This is a genomic window from Pseudomonas sp. GD03875 (genome assembly GCF_029840585.1).
In the GTDB taxonomy this organism is placed as follows: domain Bacteria; phylum Pseudomonadota; class Gammaproteobacteria; order Pseudomonadales; family Pseudomonadaceae; genus Aquipseudomonas; species Aquipseudomonas paralcaligenes.
The window spans coordinates 1-26020 of sequence record NZ_JAOCCV010000045.1 but is presented as its reverse complement, the minus strand read 5'-3'; the positions used below and the strand labels follow the sequence as shown (position 1 = coordinate 26020).

General features: G+C 65.1%; 19 protein-coding genes and 1 CRISPR repeat array. Of the genes, 6 read left to right on the top strand and 13 right to left on the bottom strand.

The annotated features are described in order from the left end of the window. Positions 1-83: 83 nt before the first annotated feature. Positions 84-2549 carry a TonB-dependent siderophore receptor gene (locus tag N5D30_RS24390; RefSeq protein WP_279911061.1) on the top strand — a complete coding sequence of 822 codons (2466 nt, stop codon included), beginning with the start codon at positions 84-86 and terminating at the stop codon, positions 2547-2549. Between the two features lie 72 nt (positions 2550-2621). After that, a CRISPR array of direct repeats spans positions 2622-5170; the repeat unit is 28 nt; unit sequence ATTCTGAGCTGCCTATACGGCAGTGAAG. 130 nt (positions 5171-5300) lie between these two features. Here the strand turns inward: N5D30_RS24390 and cas6f are convergent. From cas6f to N5D30_RS24345, 9 genes are all read right to left on the bottom strand, one after another. Beyond that, on the bottom strand, positions 5301-5864 hold the full coding sequence (gene cas6f / locus N5D30_RS24385; protein ID WP_279911060.1) for a type I-F CRISPR-associated endoribonuclease Cas6/Csy4: 564 nt from the start codon (positions 5862-5864) through the stop codon (positions 5301-5303). Between the two features lie 3 nt (positions 5865-5867). Next, on the bottom strand, positions 5868-6905 hold the full coding sequence (gene csy3 / locus N5D30_RS24380; protein ID WP_279911059.1) for a type I-F CRISPR-associated protein Csy3: 1038 nt from the start codon (positions 6903-6905) through the stop codon (positions 5868-5870). 22 nt (positions 6906-6927) lie between these two features. Further along, positions 6928-7911 (bottom strand): type I-F CRISPR-associated protein Csy2, encoded by a 984-nt coding sequence (gene csy2 / locus N5D30_RS24375; RefSeq protein WP_279911058.1) that lies wholly within the window; start codon positions 7909-7911, stop codon positions 6928-6930. Continuing rightward, on the bottom strand, positions 7904-9331 hold the full coding sequence (csy1, locus tag N5D30_RS24370) for a type I-F CRISPR-associated protein Csy1 (protein WP_279911057.1): 1428 nt from the start codon (positions 9329-9331) through the stop codon (positions 7904-7906). The genes csy2 and csy1 overlap by 8 nt, the downstream gene beginning before the upstream one ends. 15 nt (positions 9332-9346) lie before the next feature. Next, on the bottom strand, positions 9347-12757 hold the full coding sequence (gene cas3f / locus N5D30_RS24365; RefSeq protein ID WP_279911056.1) for a type I-F CRISPR-associated helicase Cas3f: 3411 nt from the start codon (positions 12755-12757) through the stop codon (positions 9347-9349). After that, the gene (gene cas1f / locus N5D30_RS24360) at positions 12754-13722 is read right to left on the bottom strand and encodes a type I-F CRISPR-associated endonuclease Cas1f (RefSeq protein WP_279911055.1); all 969 of its coding nucleotides are present in this window, start codon (positions 13720-13722) and stop codon (positions 12754-12756) included. Before cas1f ends, cas3f begins: the two co-directional genes overlap by 4 nt. A 64-nt stretch (positions 13723-13786) precedes the next feature. After that, a complete protein-coding gene (locus tag N5D30_RS24355) occupies positions 13787-14344 on the bottom strand; it encodes a Sua5/YciO/YrdC/YwlC family protein (protein ID WP_279911053.1) in 558 nt (185 codons plus the stop codon). A 31-nt stretch (positions 14345-14375) separates the two neighbouring features. Further along, complete coding sequence (dprA, locus tag N5D30_RS24350; protein ID WP_279911052.1) at positions 14376-15476, bottom strand: DNA-processing protein DprA; 1101 nt, start codon at positions 15474-15476, stop codon at positions 14376-14378. Positions 15477-15538: 62 nt separating this feature from the next. Continuing rightward, positions 15539-16579 (bottom strand): LysM peptidoglycan-binding domain-containing protein, encoded by a 1041-nt coding sequence (locus N5D30_RS24345; RefSeq protein WP_220815839.1) that lies wholly within the window; start codon positions 16577-16579, stop codon positions 15539-15541. A gap of 132 nt (positions 16580-16711) precedes the next feature. Between N5D30_RS24345 and def the strand changes: the two genes are divergently transcribed. From def to N5D30_RS24320, 5 genes are all read left to right on the top strand, one after another. Further along, positions 16712-17218 carry a peptide deformylase gene (gene def / locus N5D30_RS24340; RefSeq protein ID WP_220815838.1) on the top strand — a complete coding sequence of 169 codons (507 nt, stop codon included), beginning with the start codon at positions 16712-16714 and terminating at the stop codon, positions 17216-17218. Between the two features lie 201 nt (positions 17219-17419). Then, positions 17420-18352 carry a methionyl-tRNA formyltransferase gene (gene fmt / locus N5D30_RS24335; RefSeq protein ID WP_279911051.1) on the top strand — a complete coding sequence of 311 codons (933 nt, stop codon included), beginning with the start codon at positions 17420-17422 and terminating at the stop codon, positions 18350-18352. Further along, positions 18349-19662, top strand: a complete 1314-nt coding sequence (rsmB, locus tag N5D30_RS24330; RefSeq protein WP_279911050.1) for a 16S rRNA (cytosine(967)-C(5))-methyltransferase RsmB — start codon at positions 18349-18351, stop codon at positions 19660-19662. Before fmt ends, rsmB begins: the two co-directional genes overlap by 4 nt. A 13-nt stretch (positions 19663-19675) precedes the next feature. After that, entirely contained in the window at positions 19676-21049 is a 1374-nt protein-coding gene (gene trkA / locus N5D30_RS24325) for a Trk system potassium transporter TrkA (RefSeq protein ID WP_220815835.1), read from the top strand. Positions 21050-21074: 25 nt separating this feature from the next. After that, on the top strand, positions 21075-21416 hold the full coding sequence (locus tag N5D30_RS24320) for a tetratricopeptide repeat protein (RefSeq protein ID WP_279911049.1): 342 nt from the start codon (positions 21075-21077) through the stop codon (positions 21414-21416). Positions 21417-21448: 32 nt separating this feature from the next. Here the strand turns inward: N5D30_RS24320 and N5D30_RS24315 are convergent, their stop codons facing one another. The 4 genes from N5D30_RS24315 to N5D30_RS24300 form a co-directional block, all read right to left on the bottom strand. Further along, on the bottom strand, positions 21449-21715 hold the full coding sequence (locus tag N5D30_RS24315; RefSeq protein WP_220815833.1) for a PilZ domain-containing protein: 267 nt from the start codon (positions 21713-21715) through the stop codon (positions 21449-21451). A gap of 58 nt (positions 21716-21773) precedes the next feature. Beyond that, the gene (locus tag N5D30_RS24310; protein ID WP_279911048.1) at positions 21774-22661 is read right to left on the bottom strand and encodes a lysophospholipid acyltransferase; all 888 of its coding nucleotides are present in this window, start codon (positions 22659-22661) and stop codon (positions 21774-21776) included. Between the two features lie 110 nt (positions 22662-22771). Further along, positions 22772-23320: a DNA-3-methyladenine glycosylase I gene (locus N5D30_RS24305; RefSeq protein ID WP_279911047.1), complete on the bottom strand. Its 549-nt coding sequence runs from the start codon at positions 23318-23320 to the stop codon at positions 22772-22774. Between the two features lie 161 nt (positions 23321-23481). After that, positions 23482-25929, bottom strand: coding sequence for a TonB-dependent siderophore receptor (locus N5D30_RS24300; protein WP_279911045.1), 2448 nt, complete (start codon positions 25927-25929; stop codon positions 23482-23484). Between the last annotated feature and the right edge of the window lie 91 nt (positions 25930-26020).

Here is a 26020-nt window from a genome sequence, read left to right as displayed (position 1 = left end):
ATCTTCGTGACCGATTGTCGATTTGCCAGCGCTCGCTCGACCCCTCCTGCAAACCGCCTCGTTGGCCTTTGAAGGAGCCGTCCATGTCACCCCAAGCCACCCGCCCATCCCTCGTCAGAAAGCCGCTGGCCATGGCCGTTCTCGGCGCCACCCTGGCGCTGCATGGCGGATTCGTTCAGCCGCTGCTGGCCGACGCCGGCCAGGCCCGCGCCGAGGCACCGGCGAAGCACTACGCCATTCCCGCGGGCCCGCTGGGCGCCGTGCTCGGCCGTTTCGCCAGCGAGGCCGACGTGGTGCTGTCCTTCGACGCGGGGCTGACCGCCGGCAAGCAGAGCCCGGGCCTGCAGGGCAGCTACGGCATCGAACAGGGCTTCGCCCGGCTGCTGGCCGGCAGCGGCTTGCAACTGGCCCGCGGCACCTCCGGCGACTACACCCTCGCTCCGCAGGTCGATGGCGAGGGCGCCGTGGTCCTCGGCGCCACCAGCATCGACGCCCGCGGCCTCGGTACCACCACCGAGGGCAGCGGCTCGTACGCCACCGGCGCGGTCACCCTCGGCAAGACCCCGCAAACCCTCCGCGAGACGCCTCAGTCGGTCAGCGTGATGACCCGCCAGCTGATGGACGACAAGAACCTGACCAGCCTGGACCAAGTGATGGCCAAGGCCCCGGGCATCACCTTCAGCCAGCGCAACTACGGCGCCCACGTGTTCCAGTCGCGCGGCTTCGTGCTCGGCGAGGAAAGCTACCTGATGGACGGCGTGCCCGGGCAGGCCTACACCGTCACGGGCTGGCTGCCGCCGGACATGGCCATCTACGACCGCGTCGAAGTGCTGCGCGGCGCCGCGGGCCTGCTGGTCGGTGCCGGCGACCCGGGTGGCGCGGTCAATCTGGTGCGCAAGCGTCCCACCGCCGAGCCGAAGTTCTCGGTCAGCACCCGCGCCGGCTCCTGGGACAACTACCGCCTGGACCTGGACGGCAGCGGCCGGCTCAACGACGCCGGCACCTTGCGCGGCCGCGCCGTGGCCGCCTACGAGGACAAAGGCTCCTACCTCGACGAGAAGCAGTCGAAGACGCCGCTGCTCTACGGCATCGTCGAAGTCGACCTCGACGACGACACCACCCTGACCCTGAGCCTGCGCCGCCAGACCGGCCGCATCGACGGCTATTCGATCTTCGGCCTGCCGCGCTACAGCAATGGCCAGGCGCTGGATATCTCCCGTTCCACCGCCCTGGTGCAGGACTGGAACCGCCATGAAACGGAGATGAACGAGGCGTTCGTCGAACTCGACCACCGCTTCGACGACAACTGGACCAGCACCACCTCCTTCACCTATTCAGACGGCGGCTTCGAACAGGACCTGGCCTACGCCCGTGGTGCCATCGACCCGATGACGCAGACCGGCTCGACCTTCCGCGGCGTGCAGTTCCGCGAACTCGATGTGACCAGCAAGAGCCTGGACAGCCACCTCAACGGCACCTTCGAGGCCTTCGGCCTGACCCACCAGATCACCGTGGGCGCCAACTGGTCGCAGCAGAACGTGAAGGACAGGATGGCGGACATCTTCTTCGCGGGGGCCGAGCGGATTCCGGTCAACGTGTTCGACGTCGACCACCACGCCTTCGCCAGGCCGGCAAAGCCGGCCTGGACCTCGATCACCGACCTGGTGGACGAGCGCTATGGCCTCTACGCCAACAGCCGCCTGCGCCTGTCCGAGCCGCTGAGCCTGATCCTCGGCGCGCGGGTCAGCTGGTTCGACTACGACTTCGACTACCGCATGGAGGGCATGGACTATGTCACCAAGGAAAGCGGCCAGGTCACGCCGTTCGCCGGCCTGGTCTACGACATCGACCAGAACTGGTCCTGGTACGCCAGCTACGCCGACATCTTCCAGCCGCAGAGCCGATACCGCGACGTCAGCGGCGCGGGTCTCGAGCCGGCGGTCGGCGCCAACTACGAAACCGGCATCAAGGGCGAGCTGTTCGACAAGCGACTGAACCTGTCCGCGGCACTGTTCTACGTGAAGCAGGAAGACGTGCTGGTGGAGGACGCCGCCAACAGCGGCCAGTGCATGAGCAACGACGAATGGGGCACCTGCTACACCAACGGCACCATCCAGCGCAGCAAAGGCGTCGACCTGGAAGCCAGCGGCGAAGTGCTGCCGGGTCTGCAAGTGCTGGCCGGCTACACCTACAACATGACCCGCAGCAGCAACGGCGGCCCGGTGGCCAGTGAAACGCCCAAGCACCTGGCGCGGGTATCGACCAGCTACACCCTGCCGGGCGACTGGAACCGCCTGACGATCGGCGCCGGGGTATCCGCACAGTCGCGTTACGAGAACGAAACCTGGGACGGCTACAAATACGGCGCGGCGGGTCGCGCCATCTGGGATGCCCGTGTGGCATGGAAACTCGACCAGCACTGGCTGGTGAGCGTGACCGGTGAAAACCTGCTCGATCGCAAGTACTACGTGGCGGCCGATGGCGTGGACCGGGTCAACCTGTTCGGCGCCCCACGCAGCTATGTCCTGACCCTGCGCGGCGATTTCTGATCGGCGCCGCCGGGCCGTACTCCCGAGGGGAGTTCGGCCCGGGGGAAGGCTGTGCAGCAGTGGAGTGGAGAGATTCTGAGCTGCCTATACGGCAGTGAAGAACCCGCCCGAGCGCTGCAAGGTGCCCATCGTTTTCTGAGCTGCCTATACGGCAGTGAAGGACCAGCAGCGCGCCGACGTGCTGCGGATCATTTTCTGAGCTGCCTATACGGCAGTGAAGGGCTGCAAGGGTGCGAGATGTCGCTGATTTCAGTTTCTGAGCTGCCTATACGGCAGTGAAGCGGTGGACATTTGCCCATAGTGAGCGTGGAAATTTCTGAGCTGCCTATACGGCAGTGAAGACCACCTATCCACGATTCCCCGGCCTCTATCATTTCTGAGCTGCCTATACGGCAGTGAAGTCGACTACAGCCGGAAGGAGGTAGACCAGTACTTTCTGAGCTGCCTATACGGCAGTGAAGCGGCATCGGGTTGTAGATCACGCTCAGCACCATTTCTGAGCTGCCTATACGGCAGTGAAGTCCTGGCGGAAGACCTGGCCGAACTTCTCTTCATTCTGAGCTGCCTATACGGCAGTGAAGGATTCGGCCAGCCTTGCGCAGGGCCTGTAGTCATTCTGAGCTGCCTATACGGCAGTGAAGCCAAAGCACAAGAGGCAGCCAAGGCCGTGGACATTCTGAGCTGCCTATACGGCAGTGAAGGGCTCTCGACTGGCCGGGTGACGCAGCACACCATTCTGAGCTGCCTATACGGCAGTGAAGGAACATCCAGCGCGCCCGCCGAGTCGCCATCTATTCTGAGCTGCCTATACGGCAGTGAAGCATCTTCTTGGCCTCCGCCGTGGTGCCTCCGTATTCTGAGCTGCCTATACGGCAGTGAAGTACCAGCTCGGCGTCGAGCGCGGCAAGAAGATATTCTGAGCTGCCTATACGGCAGTGAAGCTCTTCTGAGCGCAGAGGCTGCGCCACCGCTTATTCTGAGCTGCCTATACGGCAGTGAAGGATTCGAGCACCTTGTCGTGATCCTCCGAAGAATTCTGAGCTGCCTATACGGCAGTGAAGAGCAATGAACGCAGTGTTCATGCCGGCCATGAATTCTGAGCTGCCTATACGGCAGTGAAGGCGGACAGGGCTTGCTTGACGATCCAGTTCTTATTCTGAGCTGCCTATACGGCAGTGAAGAGTGATGCGGGCCGCATCACCTTGCCCAGGTCATTCTGAGCTGCCTATACGGCAGTGAAGAGGTCGTCGACTTCGAAACAGCAGCGCGCAACATTCTGAGCTGCCTATACGGCAGTGAAGCGGATGCCCTCGCCGGTGAAAACTGCGGTTCCATTCTGAGCTGCCTATACGGCAGTGAAGGTCACGTCCTGGCAGTCCCAGGCGCTGGCGTAATTCTGAGCTGCCTATACGGCAGTGAAGGTGACACACTTTTCAGGGTTCCAGTACAAACAATTCTGAGCTGCCTATACGGCAGTGAAGTAATCCAGGGCACACCCGTGCCGCACGGGTCAATTCTGAGCTGCCTATACGGCAGTGAAGGGCTGGCAGATGCGCTCGCAGCTGCAGTAGAAATTCTGAGCTGCCTATACGGCAGTGAAGCCCGGGGGTTCAGCGTTGAGGGTGCGGTAGACATTCTGAGCTGCCTATACGGCAGTGAAGGTTTGCACAACCGCGTCTTCGCCGGGGCTATAATTCTGAGCTGCCTATACGGCAGTGAAGGTTGATCTGATACTTCGGCATTGCCGCCAGCAATTCTGAGCTGCCTATACGGCAGTGAAGACTTAGTGCCAGAGGAGCCAACGATGCCATTAATTCTGAGCTGCCTATACGGCAGTGAAGATGCTTCCGCAGACGGCCAGGCCGAGCAAGGAATTCTGAGCTGCCTATACGGCAGTGAAGTGCTGCTGGAGAAGCTGCGGAGCGAGCGTTCAATTCTGAGCTGCCTATACGGCAGTGAAGGACTCTGGCGGCAATGAATCTGGCGACGAAGAATTCTGAGCTGCCTATACGGCAGTGAAGGCGCGCAATCACCTGCATGGGCGATTGGCTCTATTCTGAGCTGCCTATACGGCAGTGAAGGAGGAGCTAAAGCGCAACGTCATCATGGAGCAATTCTGAGCTGCCTATACGGCAGTGAAGATACAGCGGGTTCGGCTTGACCCCCGCATAGCATTCTGAGCTGCCTATACGGCAGTGAAGACTCGGAAGCACGCCCTTGTGAGCGCCGCCATATTCTGAGCTGCCTATACGGCAGTGAAGGCTCTGCAGGGTGCCGGAGGAGTCCGGTCCGTATTCTGAGCTGCCTATACGGCAGTGAAGTGCAAACGCGACAGCCAATGTGGCGATGAAGTATTCTGAGCTGCCTATACGGCAGTGAAGCGGTGGTGTCGGGTGAAGAGGAGCGACCGCCCATTCTGAGCTGCCTATACGGCAGTGAAGTCGGCGACGGTCAGGAAGTCCACCGGCTTGTTATTCTGAGCTGCCTATACGGCAGTGAAGTTCCGCTACGAGCGCGACGAGAAGCGCATCTTATTCTGAGCTGCCTATACGGCAGTGAAGGTCTGCATGGCCTGCGACAGCCTGATCGAACTATTCTGAGCTGCCTATACGGCAGTGAAGTAGAGATCAAACACACTAACTATCTGATTATAAAAGAGCCTTCCCTATTTCCCACCGTTTCACCCTCTTTCCGGAGCCGCTTGCAAGTGATTGATTTTGCAAGGGCTCGGCTTGAGGGTGAGAAAAAGGGTCAGAACCAGGGGACACTAGCCTCGGCACTGAGTCCGTAGGCACCGAACGAACCCGTGGTAGGAGCACCGAGCAGCGGGCCATGGCGGATGAAGAGGCGGAAACCATTGCCATTGCCGTTGCTGCGCAGTGCCACATAGGGCAGGTCGCAACGCTTGGCGGCGCTGTCAGGAATGCGCCGGTGCGCCTCCTCCTCGCTGATACCGTGACGCTTGATCAGACGGCGGCGGGCGCGTTCTGGATTGCTGTCCACCTGCACCCGGCTGACGCAGCGCCAGCTCACCTTTGCCGGGATCGGTGCCAGCTCACCCAGTTGCAGGTAGTCACGCATGCCGTTCAACCAATTCAGCGCCAGCAGGCTATCCAATGCTGCGGCCGGGCCATGCAGCCGCAGCCGCGAGCCCAGACCATGCTTGGCTGTCTCCACCTCGGGAAAGCTGATGCCCACATCGGTACGACGCAGGTCGTGCAACCCCCGGTGCAGCTTGGCAATCAACGCGCTCATCAGCTGCGTGATCGGAAATTCCGGATCTGGCAGCAGTGTCAGGTCGAGATAGTGATCCATGGCTCAACCCTTGTCTGCGTCGCCAAACACGCCGCCACGAATCAGGGTGGCGATGACGAAGTGCTGCTGGTCGAGTTCGGGCGCCTTGTCCTTCAGCACCCAAGCATCCAGCAGAGAGTAGAAGTCCAGCTTCTGCTTGGGCTGGCGGTAGGCCCTGCCCTGGGTCGTGACCGAGCCATAGGGTTCCACCGCGATCGGGCCGTTGACCGAAGCTTCTGGATACCAGGTGTCGATGCTGCGCAGAGCGTTGCCGATCTTCTGCGAGTGGATACCGGCTATGCCGTCCACCTGATAGAGCGTCTTGCTCTTGTCGCCTCGACTGCGGTTGAGGATCAGTTCCTGTGAAGGGAAGACCTCCTGGCCATTGCCCAGGCGCACGAAAGCAGTGATACGCAGCAACACATGACGCTCGCCAGCCAAGCCGGCGGTGATCAAGGCACTCAACTGCCCCAGCGCAGCCACTACCGAGCTGTCGCCTGGCGCTTGAAAATCACGCAGCGACAGAGCAAAGGCGTCGAAACACCATTCGCTCACGGCCTTGCCGTCGGCCAGATGGGCAATGCGAACCTCGACCTGTTCGGCGCCGATACGGTTGCGCCACAGGAAGCGACCGCTGGCCAGGTTGTGCGCATAGCGCCGGGCCAGCTCACCGAAGCCGTTGGCCGTCACGTAGCCCTGCACGGTGTCGAGCAGTTTCTGTCGGTAGTCGGCGTCGTTACAGGCCGAAGGCTGGCCGGTGCCGGCCAATACGCGCAGGGTGAAATCAACCTTGAGAGTATCGGCGTCGGCTGGCAGGGCAGCGACGTCCACGGTTTGCAGGTTGGGGTTTTCGATGGCGGCATCCAGCTTGGCCGGGTCCTGATCCTTGGTCTTGAGACGATTGGAGATGGTGCCGCGTACGGATTTCTCGCGGATGACCAGCGGGCTCCAGCCTGTAGCGGCATCACGCTGGCTCCAGTCGCCGGCATGGAACAGGGCATCGGATGGGTCCAGCTTGCGCTCGAAGGCGAGAACGGAGGCAGTCTTGAGTTCTTTGGACATGATGAAATTCCTTTTAAACGGGTCAGTCGAAGTCGAATTCGTGCACCGGCGTCGGCCGGTAGTCGTTGCGGCAGCGGTAGAGGCCTTCATCAGGCTGGCTGTCGGCATACCAGAGCAGTTGTTGCGCACTGTGCAGGCGGTGTGGGCTGAGCCAATGGCCGACGCCGTAGAGGCTCTCGACGAAACGGAAGGGGGTCTGATCATCGCGGGCGTTGGCCACGCTGCCAGCGGCCTGTAGCGCACCCAGGGCGCCGTAGCCCAGCGGAATGGGGACGACCCAGCCGAGCGCCTGTCGGTCATGTCGCCATTGACCCTTGGCATCTTCATCCTCTGCCTGCCAATGCCAGTTGATCCGTACGAGGGACAGCCAGGCGTCCAGCCGGGTGGTTTCGGGCCGAGTCGCCAACAGTTCCTGATGGCGCTGTTCGAGCAGGTCCGACCGCTCTACCAGAGCAAAGCCCGGTAGCAGGCGCAGCTTGAGCTGGTCGAACTGCCGTTGCCGACCTTCGGCATCGCCGGTCAGGCTCACCACATAGGGGCGCTGCCGACTACGCGAGGCCGTGGACTCGACCAGGCTGCCGCCAGCGATGCGCATCGACCCGAGCAGCTCGCGCACCTGCGTGGCGATGGCGGCGGTGTTCGACTCGTCCTGTAGTGTCTGGCTGCGCACGGCGAAGACCAGGCTGACCTGTAGATGGATACGCCCTTCCTCGACAATGGCCGCCGTACCGCCGGTCTTGTCCAGCGGGTTGCGGGTCAGATGAAAGGCATTGACGAAGCCAGCGTCGGTGATCTGTTCCTGATGCTGGTGAGCGATCACGCCAACGGCATTGAATTGCAGGTCCAGCCCTACCGCCTGGGCCTTGCGTTCCAGTGCCCACATCAGCCCGAGGAAGGCTGTGATCGAAGGGAAACCGTGGGTCAGCGGGCTGGAGACGGCGTTGGCGTTCTGCACCTGCAAGCGAGGCAGCACCAGCAGGTGTTCAAAGTGGGGGCACTCAGCCATGCGCCACCTCCGGCCCCGTAGCTTCGGTTCGGGCACGGCGCTGCATGGGCGCGGGCCACTCAGCGTCGATCAATGCCTGACGTGCCCAGTGCGCATGTTCGATATCGCCCACCGGCAGCTGGTGTTGCAGCAGGATGTTCTGGAGCCAGTTGCCGAAGCGGTGGGCCACTTCATCCGGCCAGTCCTTCCATTCAAAGGCAGCGATGAAGTCTTCGTCTTCCTGTCGCTGCATCTCCTCCTCTCGCAGTGGCAATTCGACCCGCTCCGGGTCCAACCAAATTCGTTCGCATAGCGGCAGGCGACACTCCGCATCGCGTGTCCAACCGGGCTGGAACAGTTGCCGGGTAGCCTGGCCGAAGGCGGCCAGCGACTGGCCCAGGGCGCGTTCGATGCGTTCGCGCTTGATGCGGGCTTCCATGGTCGGCTCGGGGTTGCCGGTCAGCAGGGCCAGCAAGGCTTCCAGCAGTTCGTTGACGCCCTCGTAGCGACGAAAACGTTGCAGCGCCGAGTCGATGAACAGGAACTGTCGGGGGCGATCCTGATTCCACTGCGGTGGCAGCGAGGCCAGCAGGTAGTTGATCCCACCGCGCTCACTATTTAGCTGACTGATGTTCTGTGGCTTGGTACCACCGAGCTTGCGAGCTACCAAGTCGCGATAGTCGCGGTAGATGCCATCGTGAGCTTTCTTGTCGCGCCAGGCCTGGCGGGTCTCCTTGTTGCTTTCACCGAAACGGGCATCGTTGATCTCTTGATGCACGGCGTGGGCCAGGCTGCTGGAGAACAGCGGTTGCAGCAGATGGTAGCCACCATCGTCGGCAGGTTCGCCGGAAACACTCCAGTAGACCTGCTTGGCTCTCGTATCTGTGGCAGGCAGAGACCTCTTTTCCACCAAAAGCTCTGCGTATTTGCTTGCCAAGCTTGCGGCATCCTTGTCGTTGTCGACATCTACCGCGAAGGCCTGAATGGCATCCCGATCCTGTGCAAGAAGCCATTCGCCCAACGGCTTTCCTTCAAACTCAAGATCAAGCAATAAATACAATTCGTAACCGGCCGAGTTATACGCACCATCGCCTGTAGTGTCAGCCAGGCTTTTCCCGCTCGGTAGAAGATGGGAGCCAACTTCGGCTCGGGTTGGGAGTTCACCAAAATTGATATTCAGATTGGTGACCTTCTTTACCTTCAAATCTGGGTGCGTGGCTTTTGCGATATGCGTGGCAACTACGAGACTTGCACTGCAAGCGGCTCCTCTCTCAAGGATTTGCTCAAGACGATACTTGTCGCGAGCCTTCTTGATTTCCAGCTTGGCCTGCGAGTCAAGCCTTCCCTCCCATTTGACCAATACCTTGGCAAGTCGCCGGGCAACGTGGTCATACAACAATTTGCGTATGACCTCTCCTCGATCTGTCAGTCCTGGACTCATCACCGAATTTTCTCCTTATGATTTTTTTGAGAACCCTAGCAACGGGTGATACCGCCACCCCTGTTCACTCTGCGGCACGCTGACCGTGGTAAAGCGCTGGGCGCATTTCTCCAGCGGCAGGCGCTGCGCCTGGGCCTGTTCGAGCAACAACTCCAGCAAGTCATCCTGGCCCCAAGGGCCGATCCTCGGGCCGAACGCCAGGCACAGGTGTTCCACCTGGCTTTCGGCGGTGGTGTAGATCGCGGGCTTGCCGCGCTGGGCCTGCTCGTGGATGCGGTGGATCAGCAGTCGTTCCTGGTCTTCGTCGGGCAGGAACAGCAATTCGGTCTCGCGGCCCGGGTCGTCGCGGAAAGGCTGCTGTTGTGGCAGCGCCCAGGTCAGGGCGGCGCGTGGAAACTGCCAGGCGCAGGCGGCGTCGAGATCGAAGTCGGCTGGCTTGGCGAAACGTGATGCAGCCGGCGGCGCGTTACGCGGCTTGGGCAGCATCCGTTCGGCCATGCGCGCATGTTCCAGGTCGACCAGGCTGCGCTTGGGTTGCCGCTCCTGCTCCGGACGCGGCTGGATGCGTGGGGTGGCGCCGATGGTGTGGTATTCGTCTGCGCGCAGCAGTTTGCCGAGGCGATGGCTGGTGAGGCGAAATGGCGCATCCGCCAGGGCATGCTCATCCTCGAAACCGGGTCGCACGAAGGCCGCCAGCGGCTGACCGTCACGCCCCCTGGCCGAAGAGAAGTGGCGCAGGTTGGTATCGAAGATCAGGATGTTCGGTGTCCGGCAGGGCTGGTTGCGGTGCCGTTGCACACGTCCGGCGAGCTGGATCAGTGAGCGCATCGAGGATGGCTCGACCACTGCCCAGTCGTAATCGTGGTCGCGACCGACCTCGGTGACCGGTGATCCGAGCACCACGAACAGATGGTTGCGCTCCGGCGAGGCGTCGATGGCCCGGCGTATTTCCGCTCGCTCGTAGATGGCCTCGGGCTTGCGGCGATCAAGGCTGGTATCCAGGCGTTGCTCGATGGCCGAACGCAGCAGCAGCGGGAAGCGCGAGTGGTAGACGCACAGGTGGATACGATGGTCTTCCGGCGCACCCAGGCGCAGCAGCTCCTGGGCGACCTCGAACAGCGGCTCGATATTGGCCATGCGCACCAGACCGAAGCTGACCCGCTTGCCGCTGCGCGGGCAGGCTTGCCCATGGCGACCGTGAGCCTCGACGGCGGCCGCCCGTACTTCGGCGGCAAAGGCACGGCGCACCGCCTGCTCCTGCTGCGCCTCCATGCGTAACGGCACCAGTTCGCCGCCGCGTATCGTGCCCTCGCGCTCGGTGAGGCGGGCCAGCGCTTGTACCCGCTTGTGCACGAATGCCTCATGTCCGCTGGCGAAACCCTGAGCATCGCTACAAGCCATTTGTTGCACGCCGAACTCGTCCAGCCACAGGCAGGGTATGTCCAGCGGGCCATCCTGCCCTCCGTGTTGACCGCGATTGCGCCGATAGTGCAAACGCCCGGCGCGGTAAGCCTGGAACATGCCATCCACCAGGGCGGGTGGCAGGGTCGCCGAAGACAGCAAGACGCGACTGCCAAGCAGCCCGGCCCAATGCACCAGGCGCGTCAGCGCCGGCAGGTCAGCAAGGTCGAAATCGTCCAGCTCATCCAGCACCAGGTCGCTGCTCATCAGCCGCAGCATGGGTGCGATCTGCCGCCCCGCACGCTGGGCCTCGGTGGCCGGCATCAGGTGGTCGATGGTGCAGACCAGCATGGGCGCGTAGAGCAGGTTGCGGATGCGTTCGTCGTGCATCGCCCTGGACAGCAGCGGGTGGTCGGCGGGCTGGCCTTCGTAGAGCACGTGGCTGTCTTCTTCGAGCAGTTGCTGGATGGAGGCCGAGCCGCTGCTTTCGGCCCGGGCCTGGTGATACTCGAAAAGCGCCCGGCTGGCGCTGCCACCGACATGGATCGCCAGTTCGTCGTCGCTCAGGTGCAGGTCTTCGCGGTAGCTGCGTCCGGTTTGCAGGGTCAGGGTGCGCAGGCCGAGGGCGAAGGTGGCCCGCAGGCCGTGCCGTGGCTCAGCCAGGTTGTACAGCACACGGGCATTGGCCAGGGTCTTGCCACAGCCGGTGGAGGCCATGTTGATGATGAACGCACCTTGCCCGGCAGCCTGCTCGCGCAAGGCGACAGCGGCATCGGCGGCCTTGTCCTGCCAGCGGAAACGCTCATTTTCGCTGCGTTTCTTCAACCCCCGGTGGCGTGCCAGGCGCGGCAGGTGGCGCTCGAAACCAGACAAGCCATGGACGATGCCACCCGCCAGGCGGGCAACGCCGAGCAGGTGTTCGTCCAGTGGCTGCTTCAGGCGCCCCTCCTGATCAGTATTGGCGTACAACGGGCTGGTCCCGTCGCCGCGCACACGCTCGGCGGAGTCCGCCGACAGGCTGGAATAGTGGTGGTCGGCAAGCATCAGGCTCAGGCGGGCCAAGTGCATGACGTAGGGGTTGTTCAGCCAGACGCCCTTGCCTGCCTTGGCGCACAAGGCTTGCAGGCGGGTAGCCAGCTTGGCTGCCTGGGTTCGCCACTTGGGCAGCAGTACCGGCAGGTCGTGAGCGAACTGCCAGTAGGGTGCGATATCGTCCGCACCGGCGCTCTGGCGCAATTCGTTCCAGTCGTGCTCGACCCGGTCGAGCAGGTCAGGCAGTTGCGCCGGGTTGAAGGTGGAGGACTTGCGGCCCAGCCATTGCTGCTGACCGCTGACGACATCGTTGACCGGGATGACCGGCAGGCGGTGGTGCGTCAGCACCAGCCAGGCGATGGCGGCGGCCAGTGGCGGCAAGCCCTTGAACGGCGGCGGGGCTTCGGCATCCAGCCCATCGCGCTGGTAGCGGCCCTCGACCAGCCAACTGGCATCGTCCTGCGCATCCGGTTCGGCCAGGCGGCGCAACCAGGTGGCATCGTCGTCCGTGCCGACGAAGGCGAGGAACAGGCGCAGGGATACCCATTCGTGGCGATACAGGTTCTTTTCCAGCGTCCGCTGGCGCAGCCGTTGCTGGAACGCCACGCTGGCCTTGCCCAGGTCGTGCAGCAGCGCCGCCATCTGCGCCAGCAGCTTGATGTCCTCGCCCGTGTGCCAGTCGTTCTCGTCGTCCTTGCGCAGCACGTCGCGGCGGGTGGTGTTGGTCGGCACCGCGCCCTGCTCGTTGAAGCGGCTGGCGTCGCCGACGATCCACAGCAGTTCGCTGTGGTCCTTGCCGCGAATCCAGTGGCAGGCCACGGCGGTGTTGCGCCGGGCGGTCTTCTTCAGCAGCTTGCGCAGGGTATCGAGGCCGGCCTGGGTGATCGGCGTCTGCCAGGTACGTTCGCCACGGCGCTCGGCGAACTGGTCTAGGATGCGCCGGCTTTCCACCAGGGCGCGCTTGTCGCACTGGCTGATCAGCAGGACATTCATGCGCCGACCCGCTCGGCCACGGCCTTGAGGGTGTCGATCATGAAGTCCAGCGACTCGTCGCGGGTCAGGTTCTCGATGCAGGCCTGGCGGAATTCCTGCTCCTCGTCGCCGCGCACGGCGCTGACGAAGGCCTGCGGCAGGATGGTGGCGTCCTTGACCAAGTCGGCCACGTCGAACACCAGGCCGCCGCGCCGGGTCTTGCCATGCAGCACGGCCAGGCCGTGGGGGATGCCGAGCACCCAGGTGGCGCTGGCGGCCAGGCCATATGCCAGGTAGTTGCCGTGGTCGAGGAAACGGTTGGCCGGGTCGCCGCCGGAGCCGTTCTTGGCGCGGGTGAAATCGCCATAGTTCACCGCACGAGCCGCCAGGGCGAACAGTTGCTTGCTCAGACGCGCTTCCTCGGTGAGCAGAAAGGTGTTGTCCGGCGCAGCCTGGATGGCGCCTTGCGAAGCTTCCAGGGCGCGTTCGAGGGCGCCGGCATCCACCCGGAATCCGGCATCCTTCAGCGGCCGGCTGTTCAGCCAGCCGTCGCGGATACGCTGCAGGCGGGCGAGCTGGAAAGCCTTGGCGGCCTCCAGACGCTTGCCGTCGTCGAACCAGAATTTCACCCAGCGTTGCAGGTACTCGGTGGGCCGGTATTCGCTCTGCGGCGAGAACCAGGCGACCTCCACGTCCATCTCGTTGGCCGAGAACAGCGGCGTGCCGCCACCGCCACAGAAACCCACCAGCACACCGGCCTTGGCCAGTTCGCGCATTGCCGCCTGAGTGATCGAGGTGCCGGTGCCGAGCAGCAACGTGGTGGTGTTGGCGATCGGGATGTTCCAGTACAGCGACTGCTTGCCGGCGTCGGTGACGTACTCGACCCGACCGCCATTGACCAGCACCCGGCAGTGCTGCAGGTAGTAGAGGTTGGCGCGCTTGGAGTGGAGGATCGACTTGAGGTCGGAGGGGCTGAGGTCGTCCATGGCTGCCCTGTATGAAGTCGCGACAGGGGCATTCTGTCATCAGGGATCGGGACTGAACAGCGCCCTACGAAGGCCGAATCACATCCCCCGTGCGCAGGTCGCGGATGAGGCTGGGGTTCTTGCGGCCGCCCAATTCGCCGCCCAGCACAGCGTCCAGCTGGCGCGGGAAGTACTGTTCCACCCGCAGGCGGCTGCGGGCGGCCGGGCGGCCGGCGGGGTTCGCGGAGGTGGAGATCAGCGGGCCGACCAGAGCACAGAGTTCCCGTACTAGGGGATGGTCACTGACCCGCAGCGCCACGCTGTCGTGCTGGCCGGTGACCCATTGGGGCAGGCGGTCGCGGTGTGGCACCAGCCAGGTGTTGGGGCCAGGCCAGGTGCTCGCGAGCCGGTCGATCCAGCGCTCGGGCAGGTCGTCGAGCAGGAAGTCGAACTGGTGGATGCTGTCGGCAACCACGATCAGCCCCTTGTGCACCGGACGGTCCTTGAGCGCCAGCAGGCGGTCCACCGCGGCTTCGTTCCAGGGGTCGCAGCCCAGCCCCCAGACCGCCTCGGTGGGATAGGCGATGACGCCGCCCGCCCGCACCACCCGCGCCACGTTACGTACCCGCCAACTGCTGTGCATGATCGCCCCCGCGTCTGATCTGGCGGCGAGTTTACCCAGCTCGGACGGCGCGGTGTACCCAGCGCCCGGCCTCGCAGACGACCAACCCTTCCAGTTCCAGCTCGGTCAGCGCGGCCAGGGTCTCGCCCAGTTCGAGACCGCAGGCCAGGGCCAGTGCCTCGCTGGTGTGGGGTGCGGCGCGCAGTTGCGCCAGCAGCGGGTGGTCCGGGGAAGCGGGCGGTTCTCCCTCGACCGGCGCGAGCCGCTGCCAACCCCGCAGCGCCTGCAGGATGTCCTCGACGCTCTCCACCAGAGTCGCCCCCTCGCGCAGGAGCTGGTGACAGCCCCGCGCGCCGGGGTGGTGGATCGAGCCGGGAATCGCGTAGACCTCGCGACCCTGTTCGGCCGCCAGGCGGGCCGTGATCAGCGAACCGCTGGACGGGCTGGCCTCCACCACCAGCACGCCCAGGGACAGGCCACTGATGATCCGGTTGCGCCGGGGAAAGTTGCTGGCCTGGGGCGGGCAGTCCAGCGGCAGTTCGGAAACCAGTGCGCAGCCCTGATCGACGATGCGCGCGGCCAGGCCGGCATGGCGCAGCGGATAGATGTGCTCCAGGCCTGTCCCCAGCACCGCGACGGTGCCTCCGCCCACCTCCAGCGCACCTTCGTGGGCGGCGCCGTCGATGCCCAGCGCCAGGCCGCTGGTGATCACGAAGCCGCCGCCGGCCAGGCTGCGGGCGAAGGCGCCCGCGGTGTCGAGGCCGGGACGCGACGCACGCCGACTGCCGACCATCGCCAATTGCGGACGCTCGAGCAGGGACGGCGAGCCGGCGACGAACAGCAGCGGCGGGGCATCGCTCAGCTCCGCCAGCAGCGCGGGATAGCCCGGATCGTCCCACATCAGCAGGGAATGGCCGGGTCGCTCCAGCCAGCGCAGGGCGGCCATGGCCCGCTCGCGTATCTCGGCGCTGCGCCTGGGTTCGGCGCAGACGGCCGGCAGGCCGAGCGAACGCCAGGCCGAGGCGGGCGCGCTGAGTGCGGCGGAAGCGTTACCGAAAGCCTGCAGCAAACGGCGGAAACGCCGCGGCCCCAGTTCCGGCAGAAGGTGGAGACGCAGCCGCGCCTCCAGTTCGGAGGGAGAGAGGTGGTGCATGCGATCGTCCCTGATCGTGCCACTGAAAAGCAGAACCCCCGCGAGGGCGGGGGTTCCGGGTGTTACGGGTTCTTCACCTTGTCCATCACCGCCAGGTCGCGGGTGGCGTACAGCACCAGGCCGTAGCTGAGCTTCTCGTAGGTGCGGAACACCATCAGCAGGCCGGAGCGCTCGTCCGGGATCTTCACCGACTCGCCGCTGACGCGGTCGCGCACGGTTTCGCCGGTCTTGTAGATCGCCAGCACGTTGCCTTCGCTCAGGCCGTCGATCTTGCCCTTGTTGATGGTCACCACGTCGTACTGGCCGACGCGGGCCACGCCACGCGGCACGTCGAGGATCACGCCATTGACGTCGGTCGGCGGCTCGCTCGGCACGAAGGTGGAGTTGATCGCCCGCTCTTCGGTCGGGAACAGGCGGTCGCCCAGGCGCACTTCCTGGGTGGAGCGAGTCAGGTTGAGGGTGGCGATGTCGCCCTCTTCCGCGACGATCTCGCCGGTGCCGATGTCATCGGCGTTGATGCCGAGGAATTCCTTGGTGTCCGGGTCGGTGTAGGACTTGCCCTGACGGAAGATGCCGAGGATGTTCTGGCCTTCCTCGAAGCTGCCGCGGGCGTAGACCCGGTTGCCGGCACCGCTGATGACGCTCTCCTGCTGACCGGCCACGATGTAGGGCTTGCCGGTGAACTCCTCGGCCGAGTCGACAATGCGGTTGGTCAGCAGGAAGCTGTTGATCGCATCCAGCGGAATGGTCGGGATGGCTTCGGCCAGCGGGGTGCTGCGTACCTTGGGCGACAGCTTGATGGTGCCGCGGGATTCGCCACGGTTGAGCACCAGGCGCGGCTGGCCGTCGATGTAGACCAGGCTGAGGGTGTCGCCCGGGTAGATCAGGTGAGGATTCTCGATCTGCGGGTTGGCGTGCCACAGCTCGGGCCACTTCCAGGGCTTGCTGAGGAACTTGCCGGAGATATCCCACAAGGTATCACCCTTGACCACTGTGTAACGGTCCGGGTGGCCTTCCTTGAGCTGGACTTCTGCCTGGACCAGGCCGGCCTGGGCCAGACCGCCCGCGGCGACCAGCAGCAGGGCGAGTAGTGATTTCCTCATGCGGTGAATCCCTTTATTATGTGGCTGGCGCCTGTAAGCCGCAGAACCAGCGGCCTCTGAGCCGTTTTTCAAGCTGCTCATCATCTTAGCAGCGGTTTTTTACTTTATTCCACAAGTGCATCACAAACAGCCATGGCGATACTCAACATCCTCGAATTCCCCGATCCGCGCCTGCGCACCATCGCCAAGCCGGTGACCGTCTTCGACGCGGCGTTGTCCCAGCTGATCGACGACATGTTCGAGACCATGTACGCCGCGCCCGGCATCGGCCTGGCGGCCACCCAGATCAACGTGCACAAACGTGTGGTGGTGATGGATCTGTCCGAGGACAAGTCCGAGCCGCGGGTGTTCATCAACCCCGAGTTCGAGTCGCTGACCGAACAGATGGACCAGTACCAGGAAGGCTGCCTCTCCGTCCCGGGCTTCTACGAGAACGTCGACCGGCCGCAGAAGGTGAAGATCAAGGCGCAGGATCGCGACGGCACGCCCTACGAACTGATCGCCGAAGGCCTGCTCGCCGTGTGCATCCAGCACGAGTGCGATCACCTCAACGGCAAGCTGTTCGTCGACTACCTGTCCAGCCTCAAGCGCGACCGGATCAAGAAGAAGCTGGAAAAGCAGCACCGCCAGCAGGCTTGATCCACGACTCCCAAAGGCTTGCCCCAGGCTGCGTGAGAACGTCGCGAGCGAAGGTTAGGCAAGGAAAAAACAGGCGAGGAAGCGGAGTGTACGAGTTGTACATGAGCATTCCGAGCCTGTTTTTGACGCGGCATAACCGAGCGCAGCAGTTCTCACGTAGCCTGGAAGGCAAGCCTTTTTCTTTTCAGCAGTGAGTGATCCATGCGCATCATCTTTGCCGGCACCCCGGAATTCGCCGCCCAGCACCTGCAGGCCCTGCTCGATGCGGGCCGCGAGATCATCGCCGTGTATACCCAGCCGGACCGGCCGGCCGGCCGCGGGCAGAAGCTTATGCCCAGCCCGGTCAAGCAGCTGGCCCTGCAACACGATATCGCCGTATACCAGCCGCAGACCCTGCGCGACCCGGCTGCCCAGGCCGAACTGGCCGCCCTCCGGCCCGACCTGATGGTGGTGGTGGCCTACGGCCTGATCCTGCCCCAGGTGGTGCTGGATACTCCGCGCCTGGGCTGCATCAACAGCCATGCCTCGCTGCTACCGCGCTGGCGCGGCGCGGCGCCGATCCAGCGCGCCATCGAGGCCGGCGATGCCAGCAGCGGCGTCACCGTGATGCAGATGGAAGCGGGCCTGGACACCGGGCCCATGCTGCTCAAGGTCACCACCACTATCACTGCCGACGACACCGGCGGCAGCCTGCACGACCGCCTGGCCGAGCTGGGTTCCCGGGCGGTGGTCGAGGCCGTGGGCAAGCTGGCCGCCGGTGAGCTGCGCGGCGAAGTGCAGGACGACAGCCTGGCAACCTACGCGCACAAGCTGAACAAGGACGAGGCGCGCCTCGACTGGAACCGCCCGGCCGTCGAGCTGGAGCGTCTGGTCCGCGCCTTCAACCCCTGGCCGATCTGCCACAGCACCCTGAATGGTGAAACCCTCAAGGTGCACGCGGCCGAACCGGGTGAGGGCAGGGGTGCGCCCGGCACCGTGCTGGCCGCCGACAAGACCGGCCTGACCGTCGCCTGTGGCGACGGCGCCCTGCGCCTGACCCGCCTGCAGCTGCCCGGCGGCAAGCCGCTGGCCTTCGCCGACCTGTACAACAGCCGCCGCGAGCAGTTCGCCCCCGGCCTGGTGCTCGGTCAATGAACCCTCGCCTGGCCGCCGCCCGCGCGCTGGCCGCCGTGCTCAATGGCAAGGCGTCGCTGGGCAGCAGCCTGCCGCCGCTGCTGGACCGGGTCGAGCCGCGCGACCGGCCGCTCGCCCAGGACCTGGCCTTTGGCACCGCGCGCTGGCAACCGCGCCTGGCGCTGCTCGCCGACAAGCTGCTGCAGAAGCCGTTCAAGGCCGCCGACCGCGATGTCGAGGCGCTGCTGCTGGTCGGTTTGTACCAGTTGCTGCACACCCGCATCCCGGCCCATGCTGCCATCGGCGAGACGGTGGCCTGCGTCGACAAGCTGAAGAAGCCCTCGCTCAAGGGCCTGCTCAACGCCGTGCTGCGCAATGCCCAGCGCGATCACCAGGCGCTGTTCGCCGAACTGGATCGCGACCCGGTGCTGCACACCGCTCACCCGCGCTGGCTGCAGAAGCGCCTCAAGGCCGACTGGCCCGAGCAGTGGCAGGCGATCTGCGCCGCCAACAACGAACACCCACCACTGATCCTGCGGGTCAATCGCCGCCACGGCAGCCGCGACGACTACCTGGCCGAGCTGCGCGCCGCCGGCATCCAGGCCGAGCCCTGCACCTTTAGCCGCGACGGTATCCGCCTGCTGCAACCCTGCGACGTGAAGACCCTGCCGGGCTTCGCCGAAGGTCGCGTCAGCGTGCAGGACGAGGCCGCCCAACTGGCCGCCGACCTGCTCGACCTGGCGCCCGGCCAGCGCGTGCTGGATGCCTGCGCCGCACCTGGCGGCAAGACCTGCCACCTGCTCGAAGCCAAGCCAGGCCTGAAGGAAGCCGTCGCTCTGGATCTGGAGCCAGCGCGCCTGGCCCGAGTGCGGGAGAACCTCGACCGCCTGCGGCTCGAAGCCACCCTGGTCGCCGCCGATGGCCGCGACGTGGCCGCATGGTGGGATGGCAAGCCGTTCCAGCGCATCCTGCTCGACGCACCCTGTTCGGCCACTGGCGTGATCCGCCGCCACCCGGACATCAAGCTGACCCGCCAGGCCGACGACATCACCGCCCTCGCCACCCTGCAGAGCGAGCTGCTCGATGCCCTGTGGCCGACCCTGGAGGTCGGCGGCGTGCTGCTCTACGCCACCTGTTCGGTGCTGCCGGAGGAGAACCGCGACAACATCGCCGCGTTCCTGCAGCGCACGCCGGGCGCCCGCGAACTGGACATCCCCGGCGCCTTCGGCCTCAAGCAGACCCACGGCCGCCAGCTGCTGCCCCAGGTCGACGGCCACGACGGCTTCTACTATGCCAAGCTGATCAAGATCGCCGCAGCACCGCGCGGCTGAGGAAAGAGTCCGCATGAAGATCATCATTCTCGGCGCCGGCCAGGTCGGCGGGACCCTGGCAGAGCACCTGGCCAGTGAGGCCAACGACATCACCGTGGTCGACACCGACGGCGACCGCCTGCGCGACCTCGGCGACCGCCTGGACATCCGCACCGTGGTCGGTCGCGGCTCATTCCCCACCGTGCTGCGCCAGGCCGGCGCCGACGACGCCGACATGCTGGTGGCGGTGACCAACAGTGACGAGACCAACATGGTCGCCTGCCAGGTGGCCTACACCCTGTTCCACACCCCGACCAAGATCGCCCGGGTGCGCGAATCGGCCTACCTGACCCGCGAAGCGCTGTTCGACAACGAGGCCATCCCGGTCGACGTGCTGATCAGCCCCGAGCAGGTGGTCACCAACTACATCAAGCGCCTGATCGAGTACCCCGGCGCCCTGCAGGTGATCGACTTCGCCGAGGGCAAGGCCCAGCTGGTGGCGGTCAAGGCCTACTACGGCGGCCCGCTGGTCGGCCAGCAGCTGCGCCAGTTGCGCGAGCACATGCCCAACGTCGACACCCGCGTCGCCGCCATCTTCCGCCGCAACCGGCCGATCATGCCCCAGGGCGACACGGTGATCGAAGCCGACGACGAGGTGTTCTTCATCGCCGCCAAGGCCCACATCCGCGCGGTGATGAGCGAGCTGCGCCGCCTCGAGGACAGCTACAAGCGCATCGTCATCGCCGGTGGCGGCCATATCGGCGAGCGCCTGGCCGAGGCGATCGAGAGCCGCTACCAGGTGAAGATCATCGAGATGAACCCGGCGCGCTGCCGCTACCTCTCGGACAACCTGGAAAGCACCATCGTGCTGCAGGGCAGCGCCTCCGACCGCGACCTGCTGGTGGAGGAGAACATCAACGAGGCCGACATCTTCCTCGCCCTGACCAACGACGACGAGGCCAACATCATGTCCTCGCTGCTGGCCAAGCGCCTGGGCGCGCGCAAGGTGATGACCATCATCAACAACCCGGCCTACGTCGACCTGGTGCAGGGCGGCGACATCGACATCGCCATCAGCCCGCAGCTGGCCACCATCGGCACCCTGCTGACCCACGTGCGCCGCGGCGACATCGAGAGCGTGCACAGTCTGCGCCGCGGTGCCGCCGAGGCCATCGAGGCCATCGCCCACGGCGACGCCCGTTCGAGCAAGGTGGTCGGCAAGATGATCGAGGAGATCGCCCTGCCGCCGGGCACGACCATCGGCGCGGTGATCCGCGACGAGGAAGTGCTGATCGCCCACGACGACACGGTGATCGCCTCGGGCGACCACGTGATACTGTTCCTCGTCGACAAGAAGTACATCCGCGACGTGGAACGCCTGTTCCAGGTCGGTCTGACCTTCTTCTGACAGGGCATTTCGCCGAGGCCAGGGCATGACGACGCCGGACTCACTGGAAAGACTGCTGACCCGCGGGGTGGACAACGCCCTGCTGCGCTTCGGCCTGGGCAAGGCCTACCTCGACGACGGCGATGCCGAGCGCGCCGCCGAGCACCTGCAGAAGTGCCTGGGCTTCGACCCCAACTATTCCGCTGCCTGGAAGCTGCTGGGCCAGGCCTGCCAGCGCCAGGGCATGCTCGAAGAGGCGCGCCAGGCCTGGCACAACGGGCTGGAAGTGGCGCGCAAGCGCGGCGACAAGCAGACGGAGAAGGAAATGACCGTGTTCCTGCGGCGCCTGGAGAAGGCGGCCGCCAGCGAACGGGAGCAGGGGGAGTAGGGCGCCGGAGCGGAGGGGTCAGGGAGAACGGGTCAGTCCCGCTTGAAGATCAGCCCCACACCGCTCGGTTCGAAGCGCACCACCTGCATCTGCACCACGGGCGCCTCCACCGGCAGGCCCTGGACCTGGCCGCTGACCACCTCGCCGATCTGCAGCAGGCTCTGGGCGTCGTCGATCACCACGAACACCCCGCTTTCCGAGATATCGCGGGTCGTCACCATCATCCGCCCATGGACCGGATGGTCGATGCGCAGCTGGACCTTCAGCGGGGTTCGGTTGTGCTCGCGCTTGTTGTCCATGCCTGTCCTGTTCCGGGCGGGAAGATGGCTCTGACGGTAATAGCTATCGGTCGCGGCATCAATACCACTTCTTCTCGCCGGCCGGGCGCTTCTTGAAACGCTTCATGCTCCACAGGTACTGGCTCGGGTACGCGCGCACGTAGCGCTCCAGCTCGCGACTCATGGCCGCAGCGGACACCTGCGGGTCCTCGCTGTACATGTCGTCCGGCACGGCCTCGAAGATCACCTTGAAGCCGCTGTTGTCCGGCAGCCGTATCGCGTTGAGCAGCACGCCACGGGCCTTGCCGCCGGCGAGCATGCCGGGCACGAACTTGCTGGTCAGCGCCTGGATCGCACAGAAGGGCACGAAGACTCCGGCGGAAAGGCTGGGCTCCGGATCGGCGGGGATGCCCACCACGCCACCACGCCGCACCTCCTTGATCACGCTGAGGATGCCTTCCTTGGTCGAGGCGGCGACCCGGTTGCCCAGCTGGGCACGCTGCTTCTGCAGCAGCTCGTCGACCGCCTTGAGCTTGGGCGGGCGGTAGAAGATCACCGGCTTGCACTGGGTGCAGAAGTAGTGGTTGAGGACCTCCCAGTTGCCCAGGTGGCTGGCCACGCCGACCACCCCCTTGCCGGACGCCAGGGCCTCGTGGAGGACATCCAGCCCCTCGACCTCGCGCACCAGCTTGAGGGTGCGCTCCACCGGCCAGATCCAGGCGCAGGCGCTTTCGGTGAAGGTCTTGCCGATGTCGCGCAGGGTCTCGCCGACCAGGCGCTCGCGGGCCGCCTCGTCGAGTTCGGGGAAGCACTTGGCGAGGTTGGTGCGCACTACTTCGCGCGAACGGTTGGGCACCTTCCACATCAGCCAGCCGATGGCGGACCCCACGGCCTGCACGGCGCCCCAGGGCAGCAGGGCGAACAACCGCAGAAAGCCGACGACCAGGGCGCCTTTGAATTTCTCCACGAGCAACTCCCGAATGCGCAAAAGGCCGCATTGTAGCCGCGGAACGCAGTGGAAGTGGCCCACATAGGTTCCGGGAATACCGGCCCGGGCGGCGGCCGGATGGTATCCGGCTACGACAGCTCGGCGTGGCGGTCGCAGTCGGTGGTGTGGTCCATAACCATGCCCGCCGCCTGCATGTAGGCATAGCAGATGGTCGGGCCGACGAAGGTGAAGCCGCGCTTCTTCAGCGCCTTGCTCATGGCCTCGGCCTCCGGCGTCACGGCCGGCACCTCGCCGCGCCCGGCGAAGTGGTTGATCTTCGGCGCGCCGCCGACGAAGGACCAGAGCAGGGTCACCGGGTCCTCCAGCTGCAGCCAGGCCCGCGCGTTCTGCCGCGCCGCCTTGAGCTTGAGGCGGTTGCGGATGATGCCGGGGTCCTGCATGAGCACCTCGATTTCCTCGTCGCTCATGCGCGCCAGGCGCTCGGGATCGAAGCCGAACAGCACCTGGCGGTAGCGCTCGCGCTTCTTCAGCACGGTGATCCACGACAGCCCGGCCTGGAAGCCTTCCAGCAACAGCATCTCGAACAGCCACTGCGGGTCGCGCTGCGGCACGCCCCATTCCTCGTCGTGGTAGGCAATGTACAGGGGATCGTCGTTGCACCAGAAGCAGCGGGGCATGGCGGAGCCGTCCTCATGGAAACCGGAGCCGCCACTATAGGCGAATGACTGTATAAAAAACCAGTTAAGTGGCCCAGGAACGTCGTAGGGTGCGCCGTGCGGACCGATGGCTTGGAGGCGGTGCGCGCGGCGCACCCTACGACTCAATCAGGCTACTGGAGCTAGAACGAAGGGCTGTAGCGCACCGTCAGCATCAGGCTGCGTGGATCGCCGAAGCTGTTGGCGCCCCAGGAGTTGCTGATGTTCTGGTAGTAGCGCTTGTCGAACGCGTTGTTCAGGTTCGCCTGCAGCTGCCACTCCTGGCTCGGTTGGTAGCCCAGCATCAAGTCGCTCACGCTGTAACCGCCCTGCTTCACACCGAAGCTCGTATAGGCACCGCTCTGGGTCCGGAAGCCGCCGCCCACGGTCCACTTGTCCAGCGCGCCCGGCAGGCGATAGGTGGTGAAGACCTTGAACAGGTTGTAGGGCGTATCGCTGTCGAAACGGTCGCCCTTGCTGGCCGAGTCGGTGGACCTGGTGTACTCGGCACCGGCGTAGGTATAGCCCGCCGATACCTGCCAGCCGGCAGCCAGCTCGCCACCGATCTCCAGTTCGATGCCGCGGGTGCGGACTTCGCCGCTGGCCTCGTAGCAGGCGCTGATGCCCGTGCTGCACTGGCTGGAGGGCAACGACTTGGCCAGGTTTTCCTGCACCAGCTGGAACAGCGCGAGGCTGGCGTTGAGCGCGCCGTCGAAGTACTCGCCCTTGATTCCCGCCTCGTAGTTGGTGCCGGTCACCGGCTCCAGCAGACTGCCGCCGGCGTCCTGGGCAGCCTGGGTCTTGAAGATGCGGGTCCAGCTGGCATACACCGAGTAGGTGTCGTCGAGGTCGTGGATCAGGCCGGCATAGGGCGTGTATTCGCGGGTGGCCTTGTAATCGCCGCCAAAGGTGTAGCCGCCGGAATGGGTGGTCTGCTCGTAGTCGTACCAGTCCAGACGCGAGCCGAGGATCAGCCGCAGGTCCTCGCGCAGGTTGAAGCGTGCCGTGGCGTAGGTGCTGGATTGCTCCTCGCGGCCATCGCGCGACCAGTTGTGCTCGATCGCCGGCTTGGCGTAGGCCTTGGGGTCGAAACGGGTCGGATCGACGATGACATCGGTATCGATCCCTGGGCCACCCGGGCCGTCGTCGGTGTCGTCGCGGCGGAAGCTGGCGCCGACGACCAGCTCATGGGTCGCGCCGAACAGGCTGAAGGGACCGGAGAGGTAGGTGTCGACGCTCTTCTGGGTGTGCTGGTAGGTATAACGCCCGACGTTCAGGTGGAAGTCGTCGTTCTCGTCGGTGTAGAAACTGCCGCCTAGCATTTCCATGTCGCCACGCAGCCAGGTGCCGTTCAGGCGCAGCTTCCAGTCGTTGTCGAAGCGATGCTCCACCTCGGCGAAGACGCTGCGATTCTCCTTGTCCCAGTAGGTCCAGTCCGGCGCGGTACGGGTCGAGCGGGGGAAATCGAAGAAGCTGCCGTCGGGCCGGGTCGGCAGGCCGTTCCAATCGGCGCCGGGATTGTCCTCGCGGTTGTAGTAGGCCCCGAGCGTCAGGGTGGTCGCGGGGCCCAAGTCGTATTCGCCGATGCCGTAGAACAGCTGGCGCTTGTTGCCGTAGGCATCGACGAAGCTGTTGCGGTCCTGATACGCGGCGACGAAGCGGCCACGGAGATCACCTGCGCTGTCCAGCCGATTGCTGACGTCCAGTTCGGTACGGTAGTCGTCCCAACGGCCGACGCTGGCACTGATGGACAGCCTCGGCGTGTCGGTGGGCCGCTTGCGTACCAGATTCAGGGTTCCCGACGGGTTGCCCGCGCCGACCATCAGCCCGGAGGCGCCACGGACGACCTCGACATGGTCGTACATGGGCAGGCTCGAGGTACCTAGTGTGTCGCTGTCGTAAGCCACCGGCAGGCCGTCGATCATGATGTTGTCCATGGCCGCGCCGCGGGAATAGAACTCTGGGCGCTCACCGCCCGTCTTGCGCAGGGTCAGGCCGGGCGTGTAGGTGGCGATGTCCTCCAGCTTCTGCAGATTCTGGTCGTCCATGCGTTGCCGGGTGACCACCGTCACCGACTGGGGTGTCTCGCGCAGCGAAGCCGGCAGCTTGGTGCCGACACTGGTCTCGCCGGTGGTATAGGACCCGCTGCCCTCCGTGGTGGCGCCCAGCGCCGCGCTGCCGCTGATGGAGGTCGCACCGATCTCCAGGGCGTCGCCCGCTTCGCCGCGCTCGATCAGCAGGTAACTGCCATCGGCCTGGCGCGCGCTGGCCAGGCCGGTGCCAGCGAGGAGGCGGGCGAGGCCTTCGTCGACGGCGTAGCGGCCCTGCACGCCGGAGCTGCGCTTGCCGGCGGTGAGGCTGGCGTTGGTCGACAGCGGAATGCCGGCCTGGCGGCCGAAACGGCCGAGCGCCTGGTCGAGCGGGCCGGCGGGCACGTCGAAGACAACGGTGCGGACCTGAGCGGCGGTTTCCGCCGCCAGGGCGGGGCCGGCGAGCAGGGCGGTACCGGCGCCGGCAAGCAGGGCGAGGCTCAGGCTGGAGGCGGTGGCGTAGCCGATCGAGCGCGCCAGCGGGCGAAGAGGATGGATCATGGGCAGAGGTTCCGTTTCAGGTTTTGCCCGCGCGTACACAGGCGGGATTTCCCCTAGGCCACGCGAGAACGGAAAACCTGCCGGCTTGCTG